Here is a 20,167-nt window from a genome sequence, read left to right on the forward strand (position 1 = left end):
GATTCCGTTCGTAGCGGCGTGGCGAACAAAAAGCGAATATGCTACGCTGGCGCGCTGAGGGTTTCGGACGCTACGCGGCAGCTATGCGGGTCCGGCCGTCGGCACTCGGTTGAGGTGACGACCGCTTCCGGGTCGACGACTACGAGATGGCCCTGAAGAGAGCACGCACTCTCGTTGACCGGTCCGAAGAGGAGCCCCACGTGAACCCGAACAGTCACACGCACGAGTTCTCACTCCGGGATCCGGACGGATACTACGTCACGATCAGTGCGCCCTCCGCGCCGGAGCGAGAGGAACCCGCGAGGCGGCGGCCTGACAAGCGCCTGAAGCCGACGACTGCGCGCGGCCGAACCAGCAGGGTAGGGGAACGACGTCCGCGCCTTCGCGGCTGAAGCGGTGATCGATGGGCAGCCATCCCGAGCCGCTCTCGCAACTCGAGGTGCTGGCGGTCGACTGTCAGGCCACGGCTGCAGCTCCGCGAGGGCATCTCATTGAGATCGGCTGGGCCCGAGTTCGCAAGACCATCACGCACCCGCGTGCCTGCCTGATCGCGCTTCCGGACAGCGAGCAGATTCCGCCAGCCGTTGCGCGGATCACGGGAATCTCCGAGCACATGATGCGAGACGCTGTCGAGCGACACCGCGCATGGCGCGAGCTGTCGGTCCACGCCGCCTGTCTCTCGCACCAGCCCGCGCCGACGGTCATTCACTTCGCTCGATTCGAGGAGCCGTTCCTCCGCTCGTTGGCCGCCGGCCCGTTTCCACTCGACGTGGTCTGCACGCGGGACATTGGCAGGCGCCTGTTGCCCAATCTGCCTCGCTGCAGCCTGCGTGCCCTTTCCGGATACTTCGGTCGCGCCGTTGGCGCGCTGCGTCGCAGCGCCGATCACGTGGATGCGACGGCGTTGGTCTGGCAAGAACTCGTCCGGCTGCTCGAGATGCAGGGTGTGTCGACGTGGGGCGCGCTCCACGATTGGCTCGCCAGACCGGTCAAGCCTGCCAGGTGTCGACGCCGCGTCTGGCCGATGCCGCGGGACGTGCGGCTTTCGCTGCCGGATGCCCCTGGCATCTATCGCATGCTGCGGACAGACGATAGCGTCCTGTACGTCGGCAAGGCAGCGTCGCTCCATCATCGGGTCAACAGCTACTTTCGGAAGCAGAACGGGGTTCCCGAGCGGTCGCTCGAGATGCTGTCGCAGGCACGCGCGATCTCGTTCGACGTCACACCCAGCCCGCTCGAGGCCGCGCTCCTCGAGCCGGACGAAATCAAGCGACACCGTCCGCCCTACAACGTTGCGCTCACGAATCAGGACCGCGCGTTGTGGTTCACGTCGCCGGATCTCAGCGCGCGTCGTCCACAGCCGTCGCCACACTGTCCGCTCGGACCATTTGCTTCCCCCGGTACGCTCGATCAATTCGTGGCGCTCACTCGGGCAGACCGCGCGGCGCTGACGTCCGGTCGATGGGCCCCAGATGCAGGCACGTTCAACGCCGGTTACGAGCGGTTGTGCGCTACCCATCCTGAAATGTCGCGCATCAACCTCTCTGCGCACGCCACGCTGCTGCGGCTTGGCACGCGCCTGTGGCGAGAAGGTCGGCGAGACCGCGACGTTGATGAAGACGAGGTCAACGAAAGGGGCCGTGGCTTCCCGGGGTGGACCCCGGAGTTCGTTCAAGTGTCCCTCGAGTGGCTCGCGTTGCGGGTGGCGCTCGCCCGACGCCGCGCGATCTGGCTAACCCGATTGGTCGATTCGAGCGTGGTGTGGCGCGAGCCCGGTGGCAGTGGTGCACGGCTCATCGTGATCGAGAACGGCGAGGTCGTGGTGAGCACGGCAGCGGACACAAACGCAGCATCCCCGATTCCACCGGGTTACCGCCGTCCAGTGGCCGCTCGTCGTGAGGCCTTCACCCTCGCCTCCTTCGATCGCCTACGGGTATTGACGACGGAGCTGAAACGCTTGATTGCAGCTGGCGCTCCAGTGGCGCTGCGCCTGGGCGTCGGACCGGCACTCGACGAGTCGCGACTCGCGTCTGCGCTGTGGTGGGTGTGATGGGTTCCATAGCCACCATTCTCCACGCGGACCTCGACGCCTTTTATGCGTCGGTCGAACAACTGCTCGACCCTCGCCTGCGCGGCAGGCCGATTGCGGTCGGCGGCGGCGTCGTTCTCGCGGCCTCCTACGAAGCGCGGGCCTTCGGCGTACGAAGCGGCATGCCAGGCCGGCGCGCGCGGCAACTCTGTCCCGACCTCGTGTTTGTCGGCGGACACTTCGACCAATACCAACGGCTCGGCGACGCCGCCATCAGGGTACTGAGCGATTTCACGCCTTCCATCGAGCGGATCTCCATCGACGAGGCTTTCGCCGACGTTGCAGGGTGCACGCATCTCTTCGGTGCGCCGGCAGAGATCGCAAGGACGGTCCGGGCTCGCGTGCGCGCCGAGCTGGGCTTGCCAATCTCAATCGGCGTGGCGCGTACCAAGCACCTGGCGAAGATCGCATCGCAGGTCGCCAAGCCGGATGGATTGGTCGTCGTCGATCCAGATACTGAACTCGACTTCCTTCACAAACTGCCCGTCGGCCTCATGTGGGGCGTGGGCCCCGCCACCGAGGCGCGGCTGGCCAAGCTCGGCGTCACCACCATCGGTCAATTGGCTGAGAGCTCTCCAACATCCGTGGAGCGATTGCTTGGGCAGGCGGCGGGAAGAAAGCTGACGGCACTCGCTTGGAACAGCGATCCGCGGCAAATCCAGACGCGCCGGCGCGCGCGCTCCGCCGGCGCACAATCGGCACTCGGACGACGGCCTGCGATCGAGCGCGTCTTCAAACCGACGCTCCATCATCTCGCCGACCGCATCGGCGCCAGGCTCCGGGCCAAATCCCTGGCGGGCCGGACGATCACGGTCCGCGTGCGCTTCGCCGATTTGCGCTCGGTCACGCGCTCGCTCACGCTGTCAGCGCCGATTTCTGCAACGAGGGCTCTCGCTGAGATCGCCGAGGACCTGGTGCGCGGCGTGCTTGCGGATCACCATGACGAGAGGACGATCTCGTTACTGGCGATCTCGGTCTCAAATCTCGAAGCGCATGCGATCGTGCAACTGGAGCTGCCGCTCGGGTTTGCCGACGAAGGACGCCGTCCTGGCACACAGAAAGGCCTGGCGCGATCGCGCGCCGACCGGGCCGTCGATGCGATCCGCAAACGCTTCGGAGAAGAAGCGGTGGATTATGGGTCAGCATCGCGGGGTGCGCGTTCCGTCCCTGACGAGTTCCGACGCCTTGCTGAAAGAGAGCTTTGAATATCGTGCGCGCGCTGTAAGAATCACCGACGCGCGCTGGGGAGAACTGCGAGTCCCGTGTCGAGCCATGCACCAACGCCGTTCATCGGACGGTCGTCCGACACACGGCGACAAGCCTTCCAGCGAGGTCCCACGCTTGCGCTTCGACGGCTCTGCGTGCCGTTCCATTCCTGCCGATTTCCACCTCAGTGGTCGGCACCGTACCGTCCTGGGCGTCGATCGAGAGTACCGGTCGCCCATTCACGTAGATATCCACGCGGGAGATTTTCCGGCTGGCCTTCGACGTTGGCACCTTCGACGCGGCGCTGACCACCATCCTGCTGGCGCCTTCGCCGCTCACTGGGTTCACTGACAGCTGGAACGAGGGCCGTTGCTGAATGAGGCGTGCGGCACGGGACAAGAGATCGACGTTGTCGCTCAACAGGTCGCGTTTGGTCATGAAGTGCGGCACGTCTGGCAAGACCCCGAACTCCTCCAGCGGCGAGCCTGCGCGCAGACCGACCCGAATGCTCCGACGCATGGCCACGATGAGCTCGGCCCCCTTCGGCAACTTCTTGAACGGCGACGCCGGGTCCTTCTTCTGCGCCCGCAGCAGGTCGTCCAGTGACCAGAAGTTGGCCCCCCCGGCTCCGGTGTTGCCGCCCGTCCCGAGTATCGGTCCGATCTCATTGTCCTGAAAACCCGCGGCGAAGATGTCCGTCGCGCTGTACGACAATGCGTCGGTAATCAGCACGACGGGGCCGTAGTAGACCTGACCGATGCCGTTGCACAACGCGCCGAGCGTGAGTGGAAATCCTGCTGAATACGTCGCACCGGTCAACACCGAGTCGCCAATCGAGGGCCCCCACCGCTTCAGATCCCAGCCGTCCGGCGCGGACTTGCAGATCTGAAAATTCAGCGGTGTGTTGAGGAACTCGAACGACTCCGGTTCGATGGTGTTGGGCGTGAGCAGCTGCAGCAGCGATTCGGCCGCGCGGATGTCGCCGCCCGGGTTGCCGCGCACATCGAGAACGAGGCCGTCCTGTGGGAAGCCGTCCTTCGTGATCAGCTTGGCGAACGATCGACGGAAGCGCCACGCATCCTCGACGGCGAAGCTGAAGATCCGGATGTAGCCGAACGTCTGGCCGTGCACCGTCTTCTTCACCGCGTACAGGATGTCCTTGATCGAGCCGACCGTGGCGGAGTCGTCACGCGGGTACAGTTCTCGCTTGACCTCGAGGATGCGCGTCCTCTTCACGTCCAGCGCCGTCCGCTTCCTGCTGTGCGACGCGGACGACTCACCGGTGTCACTCGTCTTGTGCACCAACCAGTACGATCGATGGCTCGCGATCACGCCGTTCTTCGCGCGGAACAGGATGTCCACCCACATTTCATCGGGGGGCAAGGTGTTGTTGAGCGGCCGAATGGTGAGGTTGTCCAGCCCACGGGCAAATCGCGCATCGGGGTTGCTACCGGCCTGCATCTCGCCATTGATCTCGATGACTCTCACAATAGGGACACCGTTCCACGCCAGCACTTCGACGCCACGCTCGAACCGTGCCTCTCGCCCCTCCTCTGACCAGGACAACGCCTCTTCGTCGTCCACCGCCGTCCGCGTCACGATGAATCGTTCAGCGCCCCGATCGAAGCACTGCTCGATGAGAAATGGCAGATACGCGGTGCAATCCCTGAATGGCTCCGGGAGCAGATAGAGCGTGTGCAGGTCGCGCGTCGAGCCAAAGATCGACAGCATGCGGCGGTGGAAGTCGATCGTGCTCTCGAGGTCCGCATTCCACTCGGCGAGGTGGAACCTGAGAAGCTTGAGCTGCTGGATGGGGTCGATGGCGTGAATGGCGCGCTTCATCGGCAGATGGACATAGTTCATCTCCATCAACACCAGGGCCTGCTCGACAATTTGCAGACGCTCCTCCCGGGAGAGTCCGGCCCCTCGTTCAGACAGGTCGAGGAAAGTGCGAAGGTCGCGCTCTGTCCGGCGCCCGTTCCGCGAACGGGCGATGTCCAGCAGGTCCCGCCTCCTGCCGACTTCGACTTCAGCCATGGTTCTCCCTCGGTCCCGGGGACACGCCACGTCGCGACGGCACCGGAACATGAAGAAAGCCGGCAGCAGGATCCCTGCTGCCGGCTATCGCGCTACTTCTTCTTCGTGGCCTTCTTTGCCGTCTTCTTGGCGGGTTTCTTCTTGCCGCCGCCGGCCTGACCGCCGCCGGGATCGCCTTCTTTAGCTGCCATGTCCAGCCTCCTTCTGTGCGTTGACCGACCGTGTTCGCTCGAGCACTTGCGCGAGTTCCTTCAAACGTCCTTGAATGTCATGCCGCTGTGCGTATCCGCGGTAGTTGTCGTCGCCCCAGCGTGCCTGGAGAGCCGCGCGGGTCGTCTCGGCACGGACGGCGTAGTCGGAGGCGGCCGAACTGTCGCCCTCTAGCCGCATGGCCCGTGCCGACACCAGCCACGCCCGCCACTCCGACTCCAGTTGCCCCCCCGCCGAGAAGATGCGCTGTGCGGCCTGCGCGTCAGCGAGTGCGCCCCTACCGTCGCCGCTGGCCAGGCGAACTTCGGCCGACGCGAGCAGCGCTGTCGAAAGAAGCCGGGGAATTTTCAGCGCCCTGGCCGCGCCCACCGCGTGTTCGACGAGCGTGAGGGCTGTCTTCGGCGCGCCGGGACCAACCTGGGTGAGGGCGAGCGTCTGCCTGGCCTGGAGTGCGGTGTCCTTGTAGTCGGGGTCAGCCAGCGACAGCGCCGCCGCGGCACGCGTCCGGGCTTGCACGCGGTCGCCCAGGCTGAGGGCGATCTGCGCGCCGACGACCTCGACGTGGGCGAGTTGCGACTTGAATCGCGCGTCGGGCCCGGCGGCAATGGCACGGGCTTCGTCGAGAGCGGTCGCGGCTTCGTCGTACCTGCCTAATGCCGCCAGCGACGCCGCCCGATTGGCCTGGTCCCATCCCATGCTGACCCGCGCGCCGAGCGACGTGTTGATGCGATAACTCTCCGCGAGATACGGCAGGGCCTCGGCGTACTGCTCTTGGTTCTCTCCTAGAAGGGCGCCGATGCTGGAATGCGTCGCCGCGAGGCGAGCCGGGTCGCCTGACTGCTTCGCCAATTCCAGTTGCTCGGAGAATGCCTTCATCGCGACGGCGTATTCGCCTTTGTCGCGATAGGCGCGCCCAAGCAGAATCAGTGCGTTGGATGTCTCGGTGCGGTAGCCCGCCGGCTGGTAGAACTTCAGCGCCGCCTCGAGGTGAGACACCGCGTCATCGAAGGTGCCGTCCTGCGTACCGAGACTGCCAAGTGCGAGGCGGGCTCGCGCCTCCAGACGAGGCGACTTGTCCTGACGGGCCAGATCGAGAGCCTGATTCAGGTACTCGCGCGTGCTGGCGAACTCGCCTCGCGCCAGCAGGGTGTACCCGAGGTCAATCAGGCCGTTGGTCGCGAGCGTTCTGCTGTTGAGCAGTTGCGCGGCCTTCACCGCGTCGGCGGCGATCGCCTCGGCCCGGGTGCTGTCGCCGGTCGCGTAGTACACGTTGCTGAGTTGCAACGATGTCCTGATCGCCTGGTACTCGCTGGACGACGCGCGTGACATCGTCAACGACTGCTCCAGTTGCGCCTTCGCTTCAGGCAGTCGCCGGAGTCTGGCCAGCAGCGCGCCCCTCTGGTAGTGCACCTCGGCCAGGCCTTCCTGGTTCGACATCGCCCGGTAGATGCCCTCCGCCTTCGAGAATGCCTCGTTGGCCGGTGGCAGCTGCTGGCGACGGCCATGGAGGATGCCCGCACGCAGAAAGGCGGCGGCCGATTGCGGATCCAGCTGGGTGGCCTTCACGTACGATGCGATGGCGCGATCGAGGTCCTCGTTCTTCTCGTACGCACGGCCAAGATCGACGTAGGCCGCGGACTTGTCCGATCCGCCAACCGAGTCCGCGATCAGCGCGTACTTGTCGATCGCGGTCGTGAAGTTGCGGCCGAGCGTCGCCGCGACGGCGTCGACATAATTCGACTCGGCGTCCGACAGCTGCGAGCGATCCGGGAGCAGCGCCATGGCCTGCAGCAGGTCTTCCCGCGCCCTGTCGGTGAGGCCCATCTCCGCGTAGGCTTCCGCCCGCCGCGCCCGCGCCAGCGGGAAGTCGTTGTCGATCGCGAGCGCGCGCTCCAGCGCCTTGCTCGCTTGAAAATACGCCCCCTCGCGAATGGCGCTGGTGCCGCGGTCGTACCACGCAACGGCCTCGGGAGGCGGGACGTGCCGCCCGCGTCGCAGCAGACCCGACGCGAACCACGCCGCCAGGAGCACGGCAATCGCGCACGCGGCGACGAGCGTCTTGAATCGGACGAACCGGCGGCGCACGTTCGTCGTTGACGGCGCCGTCACCGCTGGCCGGACCGTCGATCCGTCGAGCGCATCCTTGAGTCCACGCAGATCGTGGTGAAGCGATCGTGCCGAGTCGTAGCGCGCCGCGGCATCTTTGGCCATCGCCCGCGCGATGATCGCGTCGAGCGCCGGTGGCATTGCCGGGTTGAGCTCGGAGGGCGGAGGCGGAGTGACGCTCATCACCTGCATCGCGACCTGCACCAGCGTTCCTCCACCGAACGCAGATCGGCCGGTCGCGCATTGGTAGAGAGTGACGCCGAGCGCGTAGATGTCGGAGCGCGCGTCGGCGTTCAGGCCGCGCAGCTGCTCGGGAGACATGAATGCCGGCGTGCCAATCAAGCTCCCCGCCACCGTCAGAGGTTCACTCGTCTGGGTCTCGGCAAGAGCGTGCGCCGCCAGTTTCGCGAGTCCGAAGTCCAGCACCTTCAGCTGTCCGCGCGGCGTGACGATGATGTTCTGAGGCTTGATGTCGCGATGAATGACGCCAGCAGTGTGGGCCGCCTCAAGCGCCTGCGCTGCCTGGATGCCGATGTCCACCACCTCGGCGGGCGCTAGTGCGTGCTGTCCGATCCGCTCGGCCAGACTCTCGCCGTCGATGTATTGCATGACGATGAAGACACAGTCGTCTTCTTCGCCGACTTCGTGGATCGCGCAGATGTTGGGGTGGTCGAGTGCGGCGGCGGCTTTCGCCTCGTTGATCAGCCGTCGCCGGGCCAGATCGCTCTCCACACTGCGCTCGAGCAGCATCTTGATGGCGACCTTGCGGCCGAGCGTGGTGTCTTCCGCAAGAAAGACCTCACCCATCCCGCCCGAACCCAGTTTCCGGACGATGCGGTAGTGGCTGATCGTGGATCGTGCCAACAGACGCATCTTAAGCCCTACCGTAGCGGAGGCAAAGCGGAAGATCGCCTGGCGAGAGATGCGTCCGAGCGCACGGTCGGTTGGCGAAGGGGAGTGGGAGGCCGCGACCGAGCGCGGCGAAATCAGCAGGAGCTGGCCGGTGGGCAGGGGATCGCCTGAGTAAGGCGGTCGCCATCGGTTGCCGCACGCAAGTGGGACGACCCCACTTGCGCGCAGCGGAACGCGGCGTGTGCCGGCACGAACTAGAGGAGCGCGTCCTTGGCGGCCTTGACCGCCCGGATCTTGAGCACCTTGCTCGCCGGCTTGGCCTTGAACACCGTCGGCTCCTTCGTGAAGGGATTGATGCCCTTCCTCGCCTTGGTCGCCGCCTTCTTGACCACGACGAACTTCGCGAGGCCAGGGACGACGAACGTCCCGGACTTCCTGAGCTCCTTGTGTGCGATCTCGGAGAGCCCCTGCAGGAGGTCCTTGACGGCTTTCTTGCTCAGCCCATCAGAGCTCGCGACCAGCTTCTCGATCAGTTGTGTCTTCGACAGCATCTTCTCCGTCCTTTGTCCTTCCGGGCTTGCTGGCAAGCGGTGAGTGCGGCGCCAACGTGGCGTGCCTCCGGCCAGAACGCAAGTTCCTCGTGGCGTGAGCACGTTAGTCGTGCGGCCGAAGGCGATTATACAGATGTGATGGAGGTGCTGATACCATCTCGACATCTTCATACGCGGAGGACGACGCCATGACGCCTTGCAGCCGACGCACGCGACGCGAATTCCTCAAGACCGGCCTGGCCGCGGGAACGCTGGCCATGTCCGGCGCGCTTCCCCTCGCCGCGCAGCGCGGGAAGGCGACCGACCTGGTGACCCTCGGCCGATCGGGAGTCAAGGTGACACGGCTGGCCTTCGGCACGGGCAGCTTCAGCGGCCGCGTGCAGCGGGAGCTCGGGCAGGACGGGTTCACGCGGCTGGTGCGTCACGCGTACGACAGCGGCATCCGCTTCTTCGAAACGGCCGAGTCGTACGGCGAGATGCACAAGATGCTCGGTGTCGCCCTGAAGGGCATCCCCCGCGACAGCTACCAGATCATGTCGAAGGTGACGACCAGGGACGGTGTCGATCCGCAGAAGAAGTTCGACGAGCTCCGCACGCTCGCCAACACGGAGTACTTCGACATCATGCTGCTGCACTGGCAGCACACGGCGTCGTGGCCCGCCGACACGGCGCGCTGGCAGGACGCGATCCTCGAGGTCCAGTCACGCAAGGTCGTGCTCGGCCACGGCGCCTCCGTTCACGGCCTACCGGCCCTGCGCCGGGTTCCCGGCAACGACTGGCTCCAGGTCGCGATGATTCGCGTGAACCACATCGGCAAGGCCATGGACGCCGAGGACTACAACACGCAGGGGCTCGGCAACGTGCCGGAAGTCGTGTCCCGTGTCCAGGAGGTCCGCAAGCAGGGCATGGGCGTGATCTCGATGAAGCTCGTGGGGGAAGGCACGTTCGATCGCGAGGACCGGCGGAAGGCGATGCGGTTCGCATTCCGCAATGCGGGTGTCGATTGCGTCACCGTCGGCTACAAGGCCCCCGCCGAGATCGACGAAGCGATCGAGAACCTGAATCTGGCCCTGGCATAGTGGCGGTCGCACGCCGGAATTCGGTCATGGCCACTGCTCGGCGACATCCGTTATCGCGCCGATGACATCCACCGCCGCCGCGTCGCCGCCAAGCAGCGTGACCGCCGGTGCCCACGCCTCCACTATCACCAGCGCATCAGCGCGATGGCTGCGGGCGTGAGCATGAAGCGCGGTGCGAAATACCGGCAGAAGGTGTGGGCGCATGTCGGCACCCAAGTGCGAATGGCACCTGCGAAGAAGCGCTCCAACGCGCACAGGCGTGTCGATCCGCTCCAATAACCGAGCCAACTCCTGGCGATCCCGATCCCGCAGACCCGCGACGAGAACCGGAACGACGAGGTCATGGCGCTCCGGCGTCAGGTAGTCCGCCAAGCGTGCCAGGAGCGCGGCGCAGTCGCTGCTGTTGAGCGCCTGCGACTGTCGCACGATCTCATCGAAGCGATCGTGTTCAGAGTCCAGCCGGTCGAGTCTCCGCCATAGCTCCCCGACAGTCGATCCTGCTTGTGTCACGCGAATCGGAGGTCGCTTGTCTGACGAATACGCAGCGCGGACCGCGGGCTTCAGCTCGTCGAGGAGCGACTCGATCAAACGATCGGCGATAGCAGGATCCCGAGAAAGGCCGGGAGCGGTTCGATCGTCTTTCGCGGAGATGCCTTGTGCTGCGTCCGGCCACCCGTTCCGAATGTCGGCACGGATGCTGTCTGCGGCACGCTGCCATGCCTCGAGAACAGCCGCATCGAGCTTCGAACGGACAAGAGTGAGCCGCCGCCAACGCTCGGTCTCCAGCGGAGTCTCGAGCAGCGCGGCGAGCACTTCGCGCTCGCGTGGCGGGTCCAAACGATCGGCGATCGCCAGCAGCGCGTGTGCGCCCCATGTGCCACGACCGAGGCCCAGCGCAACCGCCAACGCCGACGAGCGCGATTCTTCGTCGACGATGAATGGAGCAATGCTGGTGAGCAGCTCTGTAATCTGCCGCGGGCGGGTCGATCCGGGCAGGTCGTCCAGCAGTGCCGCCAGGTGACGAGGGAGGAGCTGCGGCGCGAGGCTCTCTACCAGCAGGACACGTTCCGCGCACTCTGCCCGATTTCCGTTCGGGGGCAGCGCTCGCAGGAGCGCGATGGCCTGGTTCGCATCGAGCTTGTGTGCCAGCTTGCGAAACGCCTGCATCGCGTGAATCGGCTGTTGGACGCTCTCTTCGACGAGAGTGTCCACGAGCGGCGCGGGCACGCTTGCTGCGTATTCGACCATGCTGACCGTTGCGCCAACCCGAAGAGCATGGTGACCGGTCCTGCGTGCATCGCGCAGCGCCTCCTGCAGCAAAAGCTCATCGACCGGTACGCTCGCGACAGCGGCCTGACCGAGTGCGATCGAACGACAGCTCGGATCCGTGATTGCCCGCGCCAGCGCCACCAATTCCTGTAATGGCAACCTGGCGCGGCTGGAAGTCGCCCAGCCAATCGCCTCGCAACGCAACGAATCGTGGCGCAGCGTTCGAATCGCGTCTACGTAGGAACGGATTGCTGATGCGGGCCATGCGGCTGCTGCTGTGCGCAGCCACGCGAATGTGACCTCGTCCTCCGCGATTTCGATGAGCATCTCCGCTGCGCGTTCTGCCCGTACAGGAGTCAGTAGGGCAGGCCAGCGTGCCACCAGCGCCGACAGTGCCTCCAGCCACGCAAAATCTGTCGTGATGCCCTCGAGCAAACCAACCGCGTGAGACTGCAGGCCGTCATTCAGGAAGGGCGCCCATGCAGCGAGCAGTCGCCCGCGAGACGCCGCGGACAACAAGCCATCGGCGACATTCAGCACCGGCGCTCCAATTGCTGCGCGCTCGTCCGCGGCAACGTCGCACAGGACCCGCACACAGTATTCCGTGGGAAGCATGCCCGTGACTCGTGCAACGACGGCCGCAGCGGCGGTGTCGGGAAGCCGCGGGATCAGCTCGCGCAGGGCCTGGAACCGAAGGTCCACCTCTGCTGCCTGACCGACGATGTTCAATACGTCGAGCAGATATGACGGGGCGGCCACGCCGCAAGCGACGGCCGCGGCCACGCGTCGCAGCGGGTCGGGCTCAGCGGCGATCGAGGCCAGCGCGAGTTCGAAAGTCTTGTCGCGGGACCGGCCACTCTGCCGCTCGGCGAGCCGAATCTGAAGCCTGCCGCGATCGGCCGCCGCTTCAACCGCAGCCACGGCGGCGACGGCGCGAACCAGCGAGCCCGCTGGCGCGAACACGGCGAGGCTGCGAATGGCACTTCGGCGAAGAACCGCATCTCCAATCTGCCCAGCCGTTTCAGCGAGGAGGCGTACAGCCGCCGGAGACAGATCACGCTCGAGAGCGAGGCGGCACACACTTGCGTGTCGCGCGACGTCGTTGTCGGCCGATTGCAGCACGCGCTCGACCTGCGCCGCCATCGAGGCGTCGAGGCCGCCGGCGTCGAGGAAAGCCTCCCTGGCACGACGCTGTTGCGCTGCGATGTCATCCAGCCACTTCCTCGTCTCAGCCGGCAAACGCGCGAGCTCGCGTGCAGCGTTGAGCTCTGGCGGCGACCACGGCAACGAGGCACTGGCCAACGCGTCGCGGTCAACGTCCGCGGCGATCAACACCGCTGCCGGCAGCTGCAGATGCCGTGGCAGCGCTGGCGACAAACGCAGCAGCGCACGCGTTCGATCGGCCGACGGGGGACGAATACCGAGCCACTTCAACGCTGATGCCATCACCCGCGCCGGCGCGTCCACCATCGCCACGGCGAGCGACTCGAACAACTCGGGCCATTCGAACCCGGTGCGGCCATCGATAGGCGAGTCGAACGCTCGTGCGAGCACAATCCAGCGATCGGGTGGCGCCAGGAGTGGCGACACATAGATCGATGCGGCTGCCTGGACGCTCGAAGTCGGCAGTGAGCGCCCAGCGGCAAGCAAGTGATTGACCGCATGGGCGGCGCCGCTCGGGCAGAATTCGGCGAGCGCGCGCACCGCTCGCATTCGCGGAGCCACGTCATCAATCCGGCGCGCTGCGGCCACAGCTGTCGTGGTCTGTTCTGTCGGTAGCACGCGCGCCAGCGCCGCCAGTGCGTCGCTGCGCAGATTCCGATCCCTGATGGCTATGGCGGCAGCTGTTGCGTCGCCGAGCACCGACTGCGACGTGGGCATGAGGTCCACGGCCATCTGCACCAGACGTCGGCCCATTGCCGGTGCATCGATTTCGGCTGACAGCCGCAAAGCGTGGCCAAGAAGTCCGAGGCGTCCGTCTGGCGGCAGCTGGCCAATCAGGGCAAACCATCTGTCCAGACGTGCGCCCGGATCGGGGAGTTTCCCCGCGAGCGCAATCGCATCATCGATTCGCCAGGTGCGATACCAGGCGGTGAGCTCGCTCAGCCATCGCTCGCGCTGCTGCGCCGAGCCGAGCCGGGCAACCGCATCGAGCACCGGGCCGAAGTGTGCCGAAGCGTCAGGACCAAATGCCATGAGGCGGAACGTCCCTTGCTCTATGGCGTTGAGCGTCGACGCGGCTTCGAGCCAGCGCACCAGGGTCTGCTCACGAACGACAGGCAGCAGTGCGACCAGGCAATCAACGCGAAGGGTCGGTCTGATGTCCTTCGCATCGCAAACGGCCGCGAGGGCCATGGTCATTAGTTCATCCGAAGGTCGCGCCAGCCTGGCAACCCTCAGCGGTATCTCGAGGTCCTGCAGCGGCGCGCGAAGCGCCGCCGCAAAGATTCCCTCACGCGAAATGTCCGGCATCGACGCCGAATCGAGCAACTGCTCGCGAGTTGACTGATCCACGTCACCATGCCCCCAAAGTACGCGCGCGAGCTGTGGAATCGCCGCGGCAGTATCGGCGTGAGGCGGCCACAATTTCGAGCATGGCAGCAGAGTCAGCGCATCGACCAGTTCGCTCGAGCGAAGTCGTACATAGGGCGAACCAGCCTCGCCCCATCGATCCTCTGCGGCCAGAACAAGTGGCACCGCGTCACGAAGGATCGACGGCTCGACACCATCGATCCCGTCCACGAGCACGCGCAGGCTCGCGCTGAGCGACGGTGGCGCTGTCGCCGCGAGAGCAGACCTCGCGATCGCCTCGGGCCGATCGGCTGACGTCGCTCCCGTGGCCTCAGCCCCGAGGTCCAGCGCCATCAACTGGCCAACGATGGCGATCCGGTGCGTCCAACCGGGTTGTCTATGGCGAGGCGATTGCGCGAACCTTTCGGCCAGACGCCGCGCCGTTGACCATAAAGACGCTCGATCGACCTTCGCGGCGATCAGCATCAGACGGATCTGCGACGTGCTCGAGCCTCCGTCGATCGCGGCAGGCCGCCACTCTTCGAACGAGTCACCCGAGCCCTCGGGCTGCAGCAGATCCACCAGGGCTGCCATGGCGGCGGATGCTGATTCACCGACACTCTTCTCAGCGATGACCGCGAGTGCTCGCTCGGCGACGAACGACTGCAGCGCCGGCTCGGGACGCGAGCGAACCAGTGCCGCGCACAATGCGAGACACTCGTCACGGAGGAAACGCAAACGCGCTGCCTGCTTCTCGAACCAGATTCGGGCTTCGTGTTCCGATGTTGCGCTGGCCCACTCCAGATCGCTTCGCCACCTATCGTCTCCCGGGTCTGCGAGCAATTCTTCAGCGTGCATCGCCGCAGCGACGAGACGTTTGGCCGATGGCGACGCATCGTGGAGGATCGCCCGCAGTTCGTGGAGTCGCTCCGGAGGCGGCAGACGGCGTGCCGCCATGGTCAGGAGTTCCAGTTGCGGCGCCGCCAGGTACGGAACGAGTTCGGCGCGCGACGCATCTGCGCGCGTGCGCGGCAAGGCTTGCCACGCACGGCACAGCAGCGTGAATCCGTCAGGACCGAGATCGCTCCCGGCCACGATCGCCGACCCCAGAACCTGAGCTGCCGCGTACAGCGCCGCCTCCCGCAAGCCATTCGTGTCGCTTCGAGTCCCATCGCCAATAGCGCGCTGTAGCATCGACAGGCGCTCGGCCGCCGTCGATCGCGAACCTGTCGCGACAGCATCACGCAGGTCGGCGTAACCACTCACATCGGCAGGCGCCGTGTCGGGGGACGCGGCCGCCGCTGCCGCACGAACGATGGCTCGCTGCTCCGGAGACACCGTGCACCGCGCCGCTGCCTCAGTCACTGCCGCACGGACGATGTCGAGTTGCTCGCCGTTCAATCCATGCTGAGCAATGCGCCATACCGCTTCCAGGAAGCGGCCAGCCATCGCCGGACCAGTATGAAGGTTCTTGGCGTTGGCTATGGTCCGCAACACACCGCGAAGAATCGTGATTCCCTCTTCGTTTCGGAGCAACGCTCGCAACTCGCCAAGACCCGCCGCGAGTGCGAGCGGACGGTCCGCGTCGGCAGTGACCGCAGCCAGCGCCAGGACCGAATGGAAGCGATCTTCCTGATCAGGGATTCTCGTGGCGTATGCGATTGCCTGCTCCGAGGTCCAGACACCGCACTCCAGCAAGGCGCACAAGAGTGCCGCCGGCATGTCAGCGGCTTGACTGGCGATGCTCGAGGTGCACAACGGGCCGCGAAGTTCCGTCGCCAGATAGCGCACGGGCTCACCGCGGCCGCTCGCCGCGTCGTCGTCTCGGGCAGCGATCTCGCATGCCCTGCGCAGGTCACCAAGGAATCCGCCGTAGCTTCCCTTGTCGATCCGGTCCCACGCGCGGACCCACGCATTACTGGCCATGCCCAGGTAGTCGTCAACAGTGCAGGCGGCACGGTCGAAGTGCGGCCGCGTGAAATACAGCAGATAGGCGGGGACCTCGCTGACCGGCCGGCTGCCATCGGCAACTCGCGTGAGCCATGCCCGGCACCAGCGCACGTAGCGCAGTTCCTGATCGTGTTGCTGGCCGGCGTTGGCGAGTCGATCGTAGAAGTACTCGGCAAGTCGTGGATGACTGAGCGCGTATCCCTGGGTGTCGCCGTCGCCGACGACGAACCGCTTCAAGTCGCTCATCACATCGTCGAGCGTCCACACCGCCATCGAACGCGGGCCGGGAAGCAGTTCGAGCAGTTCGGCGGTCAGCAACGGTCCGAGCGCACAGGCGAGCGCGTTGAAGACGCCATCGACAGCCGGTTCCTTGAACGGCGAATCATCGCCCCAGAGCGCGCGCTGGTCATCCCACCACCGATGAAAGTAACCCTCGAGCCCGGGTTCGAGCGCGCCGAGGTCCTCGGGCCGAAGACGTGCGACTTCCTCGCCGCGTGCCCACAAATCCGAGACGTAGAGATTTACGAGCAGCGGATCCCCTTCTGTCAGGCGGAATAGCTCCGCCACGACGTCGGCGCGTTGGCTCAGTACCTCCAGCGGCACACTCGATTTCTGTAGCACGTCGGTCAGACCGCGTGCGCTGAGAGGCGGCAGATCGAATGGATGTGCCAGGCGCAAACCACTCCATCCCAGCCGTGCAATCCAGCCGCGCGCGTCCACGTCACCGGCCAGATACCGCGCTGAAACGACGATACGCAGACGCTCGGTAGGCACAGCCGGAAAGAGATCCGGCCCGAGCTCCCAATCCGCGCTTTCGTCGGCACCATCGAGGATGACCAGAAGACGGCGCCCTGCTGGCGGGGGACGCCGCAGGTACGCCGCCGTCAATTCCCTCCACACTTCGGCTGGCGTTTCCGGTCCCGCGAGCAGTGGTTCTCCATGGACGGTCGCGAGTCGCGCCGCGATCGAGGTGAACGCCACGTTTGCCAGATTCGTCCGAAAGCGGATGCTGATCGGAAAGTAGACGAGCGCCAGGTCCGCGTGCCGCGTCAGCTGCCTCGCCCAGTGCACGAGCAGCGCGGATTTGCCACGGCCCGCTGGTCCTGCGACGAGGGCATAGGGTGCGGCGCGTGGATCGGCCAACCACCGATCCAATTGCGCGAGCTCTGCATTGCGACCGCCAAATGGCACTGGCGCGTCGGGCCTCCCGAGGTATTCCTCGAGGAATCGCTGGATTCGGCCGTCGAAGTCACCGTGGAGCTGCCGCGCGCCGTGCGCGACCAGCCGGTCGAATATGAGGTTGTGCAGGTCGGCGACGATGCGCGTCGCAAGTTCGGCTGCAGTCTCGAACTGGACGACTGTATGGGCCGCCTGCAGCTCGCGTAACCATGCGGCGCGGCGCTCCGCCTCGTGACGGGGCTGCGGATCGTGCGCTGGCGGGTTCGCCTTCAGGTAGATCAGGCACGGCAGACCGCGCGCGATCGCGCGGCGGTACTCCTCTGCGGTGATGCCGGAACCCCAACGATGGCCGATGACGCCGACGTAGATGTGGGAACGGTCGACTTCATCCAGCGATGCCTGCCGCGTCGTCGCCGTCCGGGCCCCGAAGTACTCCATCCCGACGAAGCGGATAGACTCTAGCCGTCTCGCGGCCCGTTCGATCGCGTCGCGCTCGACAATGAGATCGATCCAGGTGGAGCTGACGAATACCTTCAGTGGTTCCATCGATGATCGCGTTCGACGTCTGGATGCGGCGGCCGGGCATTCGCCATGTGCCCGACAGTGTATCCGCAGCGTGGCCCGAGTGATTGACCATGCAACTACCCGATCTCGATGCGCTGCTCGTACCGGTTTCCGCGGACGAACCCTGCGGTCCGAACCTCGAATACGCGCCCTTGTTCGCGGAACTCGAAGCCGCCATCGCCGGCCGGCCCGAACGGCAGTTCGGGAACTTCATCGAGCCGGCGCAAGGTCCCGACTGGGCGCGTGTGCAGGAACTGGCGGCGAAGCTCCTTTCACAAACAAAAGATCTGCGTGTGGCGATTGCATGGACTCGGGCGCTGACGGTCACCCATGGCCTGGACGGCGCAGCAGCCGGCCTTCAATTGATCGCGCGCCTGTTGACGACGTGGCCGCGCGACGTTTACCCGGTGGTCGAACCCGATGAAGACCGACCTCCCCTGAGGTGGTTTGTTCTGGCCAACCTGGCTGCGCCACGCGGACTCCTGCACGATCTTCACGGGACGAAGTCTGGCGCCGAGGCGTCGATAGGCGCAGAGTGGGCGCGGATAGACGAAGCCTTGATCACCATTCGCGAGGTGCTGTGGGACACGGCCCCCGGTAACGCCCTGCCGGAATTGTGGAGTTCCATCGGCGTCGATGGGGCCGTCGATTCTGGCGCCATGCGGCCATGGCCAGAAGGCGAACCGGTTGCCGCCGACGCGACAGTCTGGTCGAAGGACCAGCAGGGGTTGCTCGAGTCGATTTGTGATCTGATCGAGCGCGCTGGTTTCGACGCGGCGTCGGTCTGTCGCCGTGCGCACCGTATCAGCGTCAGCCGGTACCTGGATCTCGCTGCAGACGTAGCGCCACCGAGCCGCGAGCACGCCGCGTCATCCCGGCAGCCGCGCGGTTCCGACCAGGCTCGTCGGTCAGACGGACGCGGACAGTCGTGAAGCACACATCGATACCGCGAACGCCCTCGCGCATCGCCATGCACTACGAGGTGGACGTCAATGGCGCCACCCGACGTGTTGAGCTTCCCTTCGTGCTGGGTGTCATGGCCGACCTGTCCGGTCAGCCTGACCAGCAGCTCGAACCGCTGGACGCTCGCGAATTCGTGCCGGTCGACGCCGACACCTTCGACACGCTGCTGGCGGCGGCCCGACCGCGCGTGATGTTTCAGGTCCCGAACCATCTCGTTGACGATGGCTCCGATTCGTCGATTGAACTGACTTTCGGGTGTCTCGACGATTTCGCGCCCGGGCGTGTAGCGCATCGCATCACGGCGTTGCACCATCTGCTCGAGCGCCGGAGCAACGGCGGCGAAGCAGCGGCACGCCAGATCGACGCGCTCGTTGACAAGCAGCTGAGCGCGATTGTTCATCACCCTTCCTTTCAACGGCTCGAAGCGACGTGGCGCAGCCTGCACCGTCTCGTGACGCAGACCGAAATCGATGACGACCTGAAGATCGCAGTGCTGAACGTCACGAAGCTGGAGGTCGGAAAGACCCTCAAACGATACAAGGGGGCTGGATGGGATCGGAGCCCGATCTTCAAGAGGATTCACGACGAGCGCTATGGCGCCGCGGGCGGAGAACCGTTCGCGTGTCTGCTGCTCGACTACGAGTTCGACCATGGTCCGGCCGACGTGGAAATGCTCACGCAGTTGTCGAAGATCGGTGCGGCGGCATCTGTGCCGTTCCTGGGCGCGGCCGCGCCAAGGTTATTCAGCCTCGACTCGTGGCTGGAGCTGTCGCAACCGATTTACCTGGCAAAGATCTTCGCCTCGCCTGAGTACGCGGCGTGGCGATCGCTGCGAGAGGCCGAGGATGCCCGTTACCTTGTACTGACCTTGCCGCGATGCGTGGTCCGGTCCCGTTACGAACGACGAAGCAGCGTCGCTGACGAGTACGACTTTCACGAGGACGCCGGAGACGGCCACGCCGGGATCCTGTGGGGCAACGCCGCCTATCTGTTCGCCGAAAACATCCTGCGTTCCTTTCGAATCCACGGCTGGCCGACACGGATCAACGGCTTGCAGACGGGAGGGGCCGTCGAGGGGTTGCCGCCGGTATCTGTGCCGAGACCGACCGGGCCTGGGCACACGATGGTCGTCACCGAAACGATGGTGCCCGACCGTCGTGAAGGCGAACTGGCGCAGTGCGGCTTGACCGCGCTGGTTGCGCGCGGCGAGTCTGGTCTCGCGGAATTCGTCAGCGCCGTCACCCTCAGCAAGCCGATGCAGCACCTCGACTCCGACGCGACCGCGAATGCGATACTCGCGTCTCGACTCGCCTCTGTCCTGTCCATCGGCCGCGTCGCACACTACATCAGAGCCATGGCGAGAGATGTGTCGTCGCTTGGTGACCGCGCGACCGTGCAGGCATGGTTCGAGAAATGGATTGCCGACTATGTCGATCCGAGCCCAGCCTCGCCGGGCGGACTCTTCGCGTTGCCCAGGCCTCTGGCCGCCGCCGAGGTCACGGTCGAGGATGTCGACGGCGGCGGACACACGGTCAAGTTCTTCTGCCGTCCGAACTTCTGATTCGCCAGGCTGCCCTGCGAGCCAGCAGCCGTGTAGAGCG

9 protein-coding genes are annotated in these 20,167 nt (G+C 65.6%); 5 read left to right on the forward strand and 4 right to left on the reverse strand.

The features are described 5' to 3' along the window. Positions 1–403: 403 nt before the first annotated feature. Both LuPra_RS04400 and dinB read left to right on the forward strand, forming a co-directional pair. Positions 404–2,050: a GIY-YIG nuclease family protein gene (locus LuPra_RS04400; protein WP_110169625.1), complete on the forward strand. Its 1,647-nt coding sequence runs from the start codon at positions 404–406 to the stop codon at positions 2,048–2,050. Further along, positions 2,050–3,294: a DNA polymerase IV gene (dinB, locus tag LuPra_RS04405; RefSeq protein WP_110169626.1), complete on the forward strand. Its 1,245-nt coding sequence runs from the start codon at positions 2,050–2,052 to the stop codon at positions 3,292–3,294. The genes LuPra_RS04400 and dinB overlap by 1 nt, the downstream gene beginning before the upstream one ends. 82 nt (positions 3,295–3,376) lie before the next feature. On the opposite strand, the gene LuPra_RS04410 is transcribed toward dinB, so the two are convergent. The 3 genes from LuPra_RS04410 to LuPra_RS04420 form a co-directional block, all read right to left on the reverse strand. Then, positions 3,377–5,332 carry a S41 family peptidase gene (locus tag LuPra_RS04410; RefSeq protein WP_157898723.1) on the reverse strand — a complete coding sequence of 652 codons (1,956 nt, stop codon included), beginning with the start codon at positions 5,330–5,332 and terminating at the stop codon, positions 3,377–3,379. 180 nt (positions 5,333–5,512) lie between these two features. Next, complete coding sequence (locus LuPra_RS04415) at positions 5,513–8,512, reverse strand: serine/threonine-protein kinase (protein ID WP_162271294.1); 3,000 nt, start codon at positions 8,510–8,512, stop codon at positions 5,513–5,515. Between the two features lie 242 nt (positions 8,513–8,754). Continuing rightward, positions 8,755–9,051, reverse strand: a complete 297-nt coding sequence (locus tag LuPra_RS04420) for an HU family DNA-binding protein (RefSeq protein ID WP_110169629.1) — start codon at positions 9,049–9,051, stop codon at positions 8,755–8,757. A gap of 188 nt (positions 9,052–9,239) precedes the next feature. Between LuPra_RS04420 and LuPra_RS04425 the strand changes: the two genes are divergently transcribed. Continuing rightward, positions 9,240–10,130 (forward strand): aldo/keto reductase, encoded by an 891-nt coding sequence (locus LuPra_RS04425; RefSeq protein ID WP_110169630.1) that lies wholly within the window; start codon positions 9,240–9,242, stop codon positions 10,128–10,130. A 24-nt stretch (positions 10,131–10,154) separates the two neighbouring features. Here the strand turns inward: LuPra_RS04425 and LuPra_RS04430 are convergent, their stop codons facing one another. Further along, a complete protein-coding gene (locus LuPra_RS04430) occupies positions 10,155–17,585 on the reverse strand; it encodes a DUF4062 domain-containing protein (RefSeq protein ID WP_110169631.1) in 7,431 nt (2,476 codons plus the stop codon). Between the two features lie 89 nt (positions 17,586–17,674). Here LuPra_RS04430 and LuPra_RS04435 point away from each other — a divergent pair, with 89 nt between their 5' ends. Further along, the gene (locus LuPra_RS04435) at positions 17,675–18,535 is read left to right on the forward strand and encodes a type VI secretion system protein TssA (protein ID WP_110169632.1); all 861 of its coding nucleotides are present in this window, start codon (positions 17,675–17,677) and stop codon (positions 18,533–18,535) included. After that, positions 18,532–20,127: a type VI secretion system contractile sheath large subunit gene (gene tssC / locus LuPra_RS04440; RefSeq protein WP_157898724.1), complete on the forward strand. Its 1,596-nt coding sequence runs from the start codon at positions 18,532–18,534 to the stop codon at positions 20,125–20,127. The genes LuPra_RS04435 and tssC overlap by 4 nt, the downstream gene beginning before the upstream one ends. The last annotated feature ends 40 nt before the right edge of the window (positions 20,128–20,167 follow it).

It is taken from the genome of Luteitalea pratensis (genome assembly GCF_001618865.1).
Classification (GTDB): Bacteria; Acidobacteriota; Vicinamibacteria; order Vicinamibacterales; family Vicinamibacteraceae; genus Luteitalea; species Luteitalea pratensis.

What these genes read in the sequence shown, in the direction of transcription:
- LuPra_RS04410 (WP_157898723.1), bottom strand. Translation starts at nt 5,332, where the DNA reads ATGGCTGAAGTCGAAGTCGGCAGGAGGCGGGACCTGCTGGACATCGCC.
- LuPra_RS04425 (WP_110169630.1), top strand. Translation starts at nt 9,240, where the DNA reads ATGACGCCTTGCAGCCGACGCACGCGACGCGAATTCCTCAAGACCGGC.
- LuPra_RS04400 (WP_110169625.1), top strand. Translation starts at nt 404, where the DNA reads ATGGGCAGCCATCCCGAGCCGCTCTCGCAACTCGAGGTGCTGGCGGTC.
- LuPra_RS04435 (WP_110169632.1), top strand. Translation starts at nt 17,675, where the DNA reads ATGCAACTACCCGATCTCGATGCGCTGCTCGTACCGGTTTCCGCGGAC.
- LuPra_RS04420 (WP_110169629.1), bottom strand. Translation starts at nt 9,051, where the DNA reads ATGCTGTCGAAGACACAACTGATCGAGAAGCTGGTCGCGAGCTCTGAT.
- dinB (WP_110169626.1), top strand. Translation starts at nt 2,050, where the DNA reads ATGGGTTCCATAGCCACCATTCTCCACGCGGACCTCGACGCCTTTTAT.
- LuPra_RS04430 (WP_110169631.1), bottom strand. Translation starts at nt 17,585, where the DNA reads ATGGAACCACTGAAGGTATTCGTCAGCTCCACCTGGATCGATCTCATT.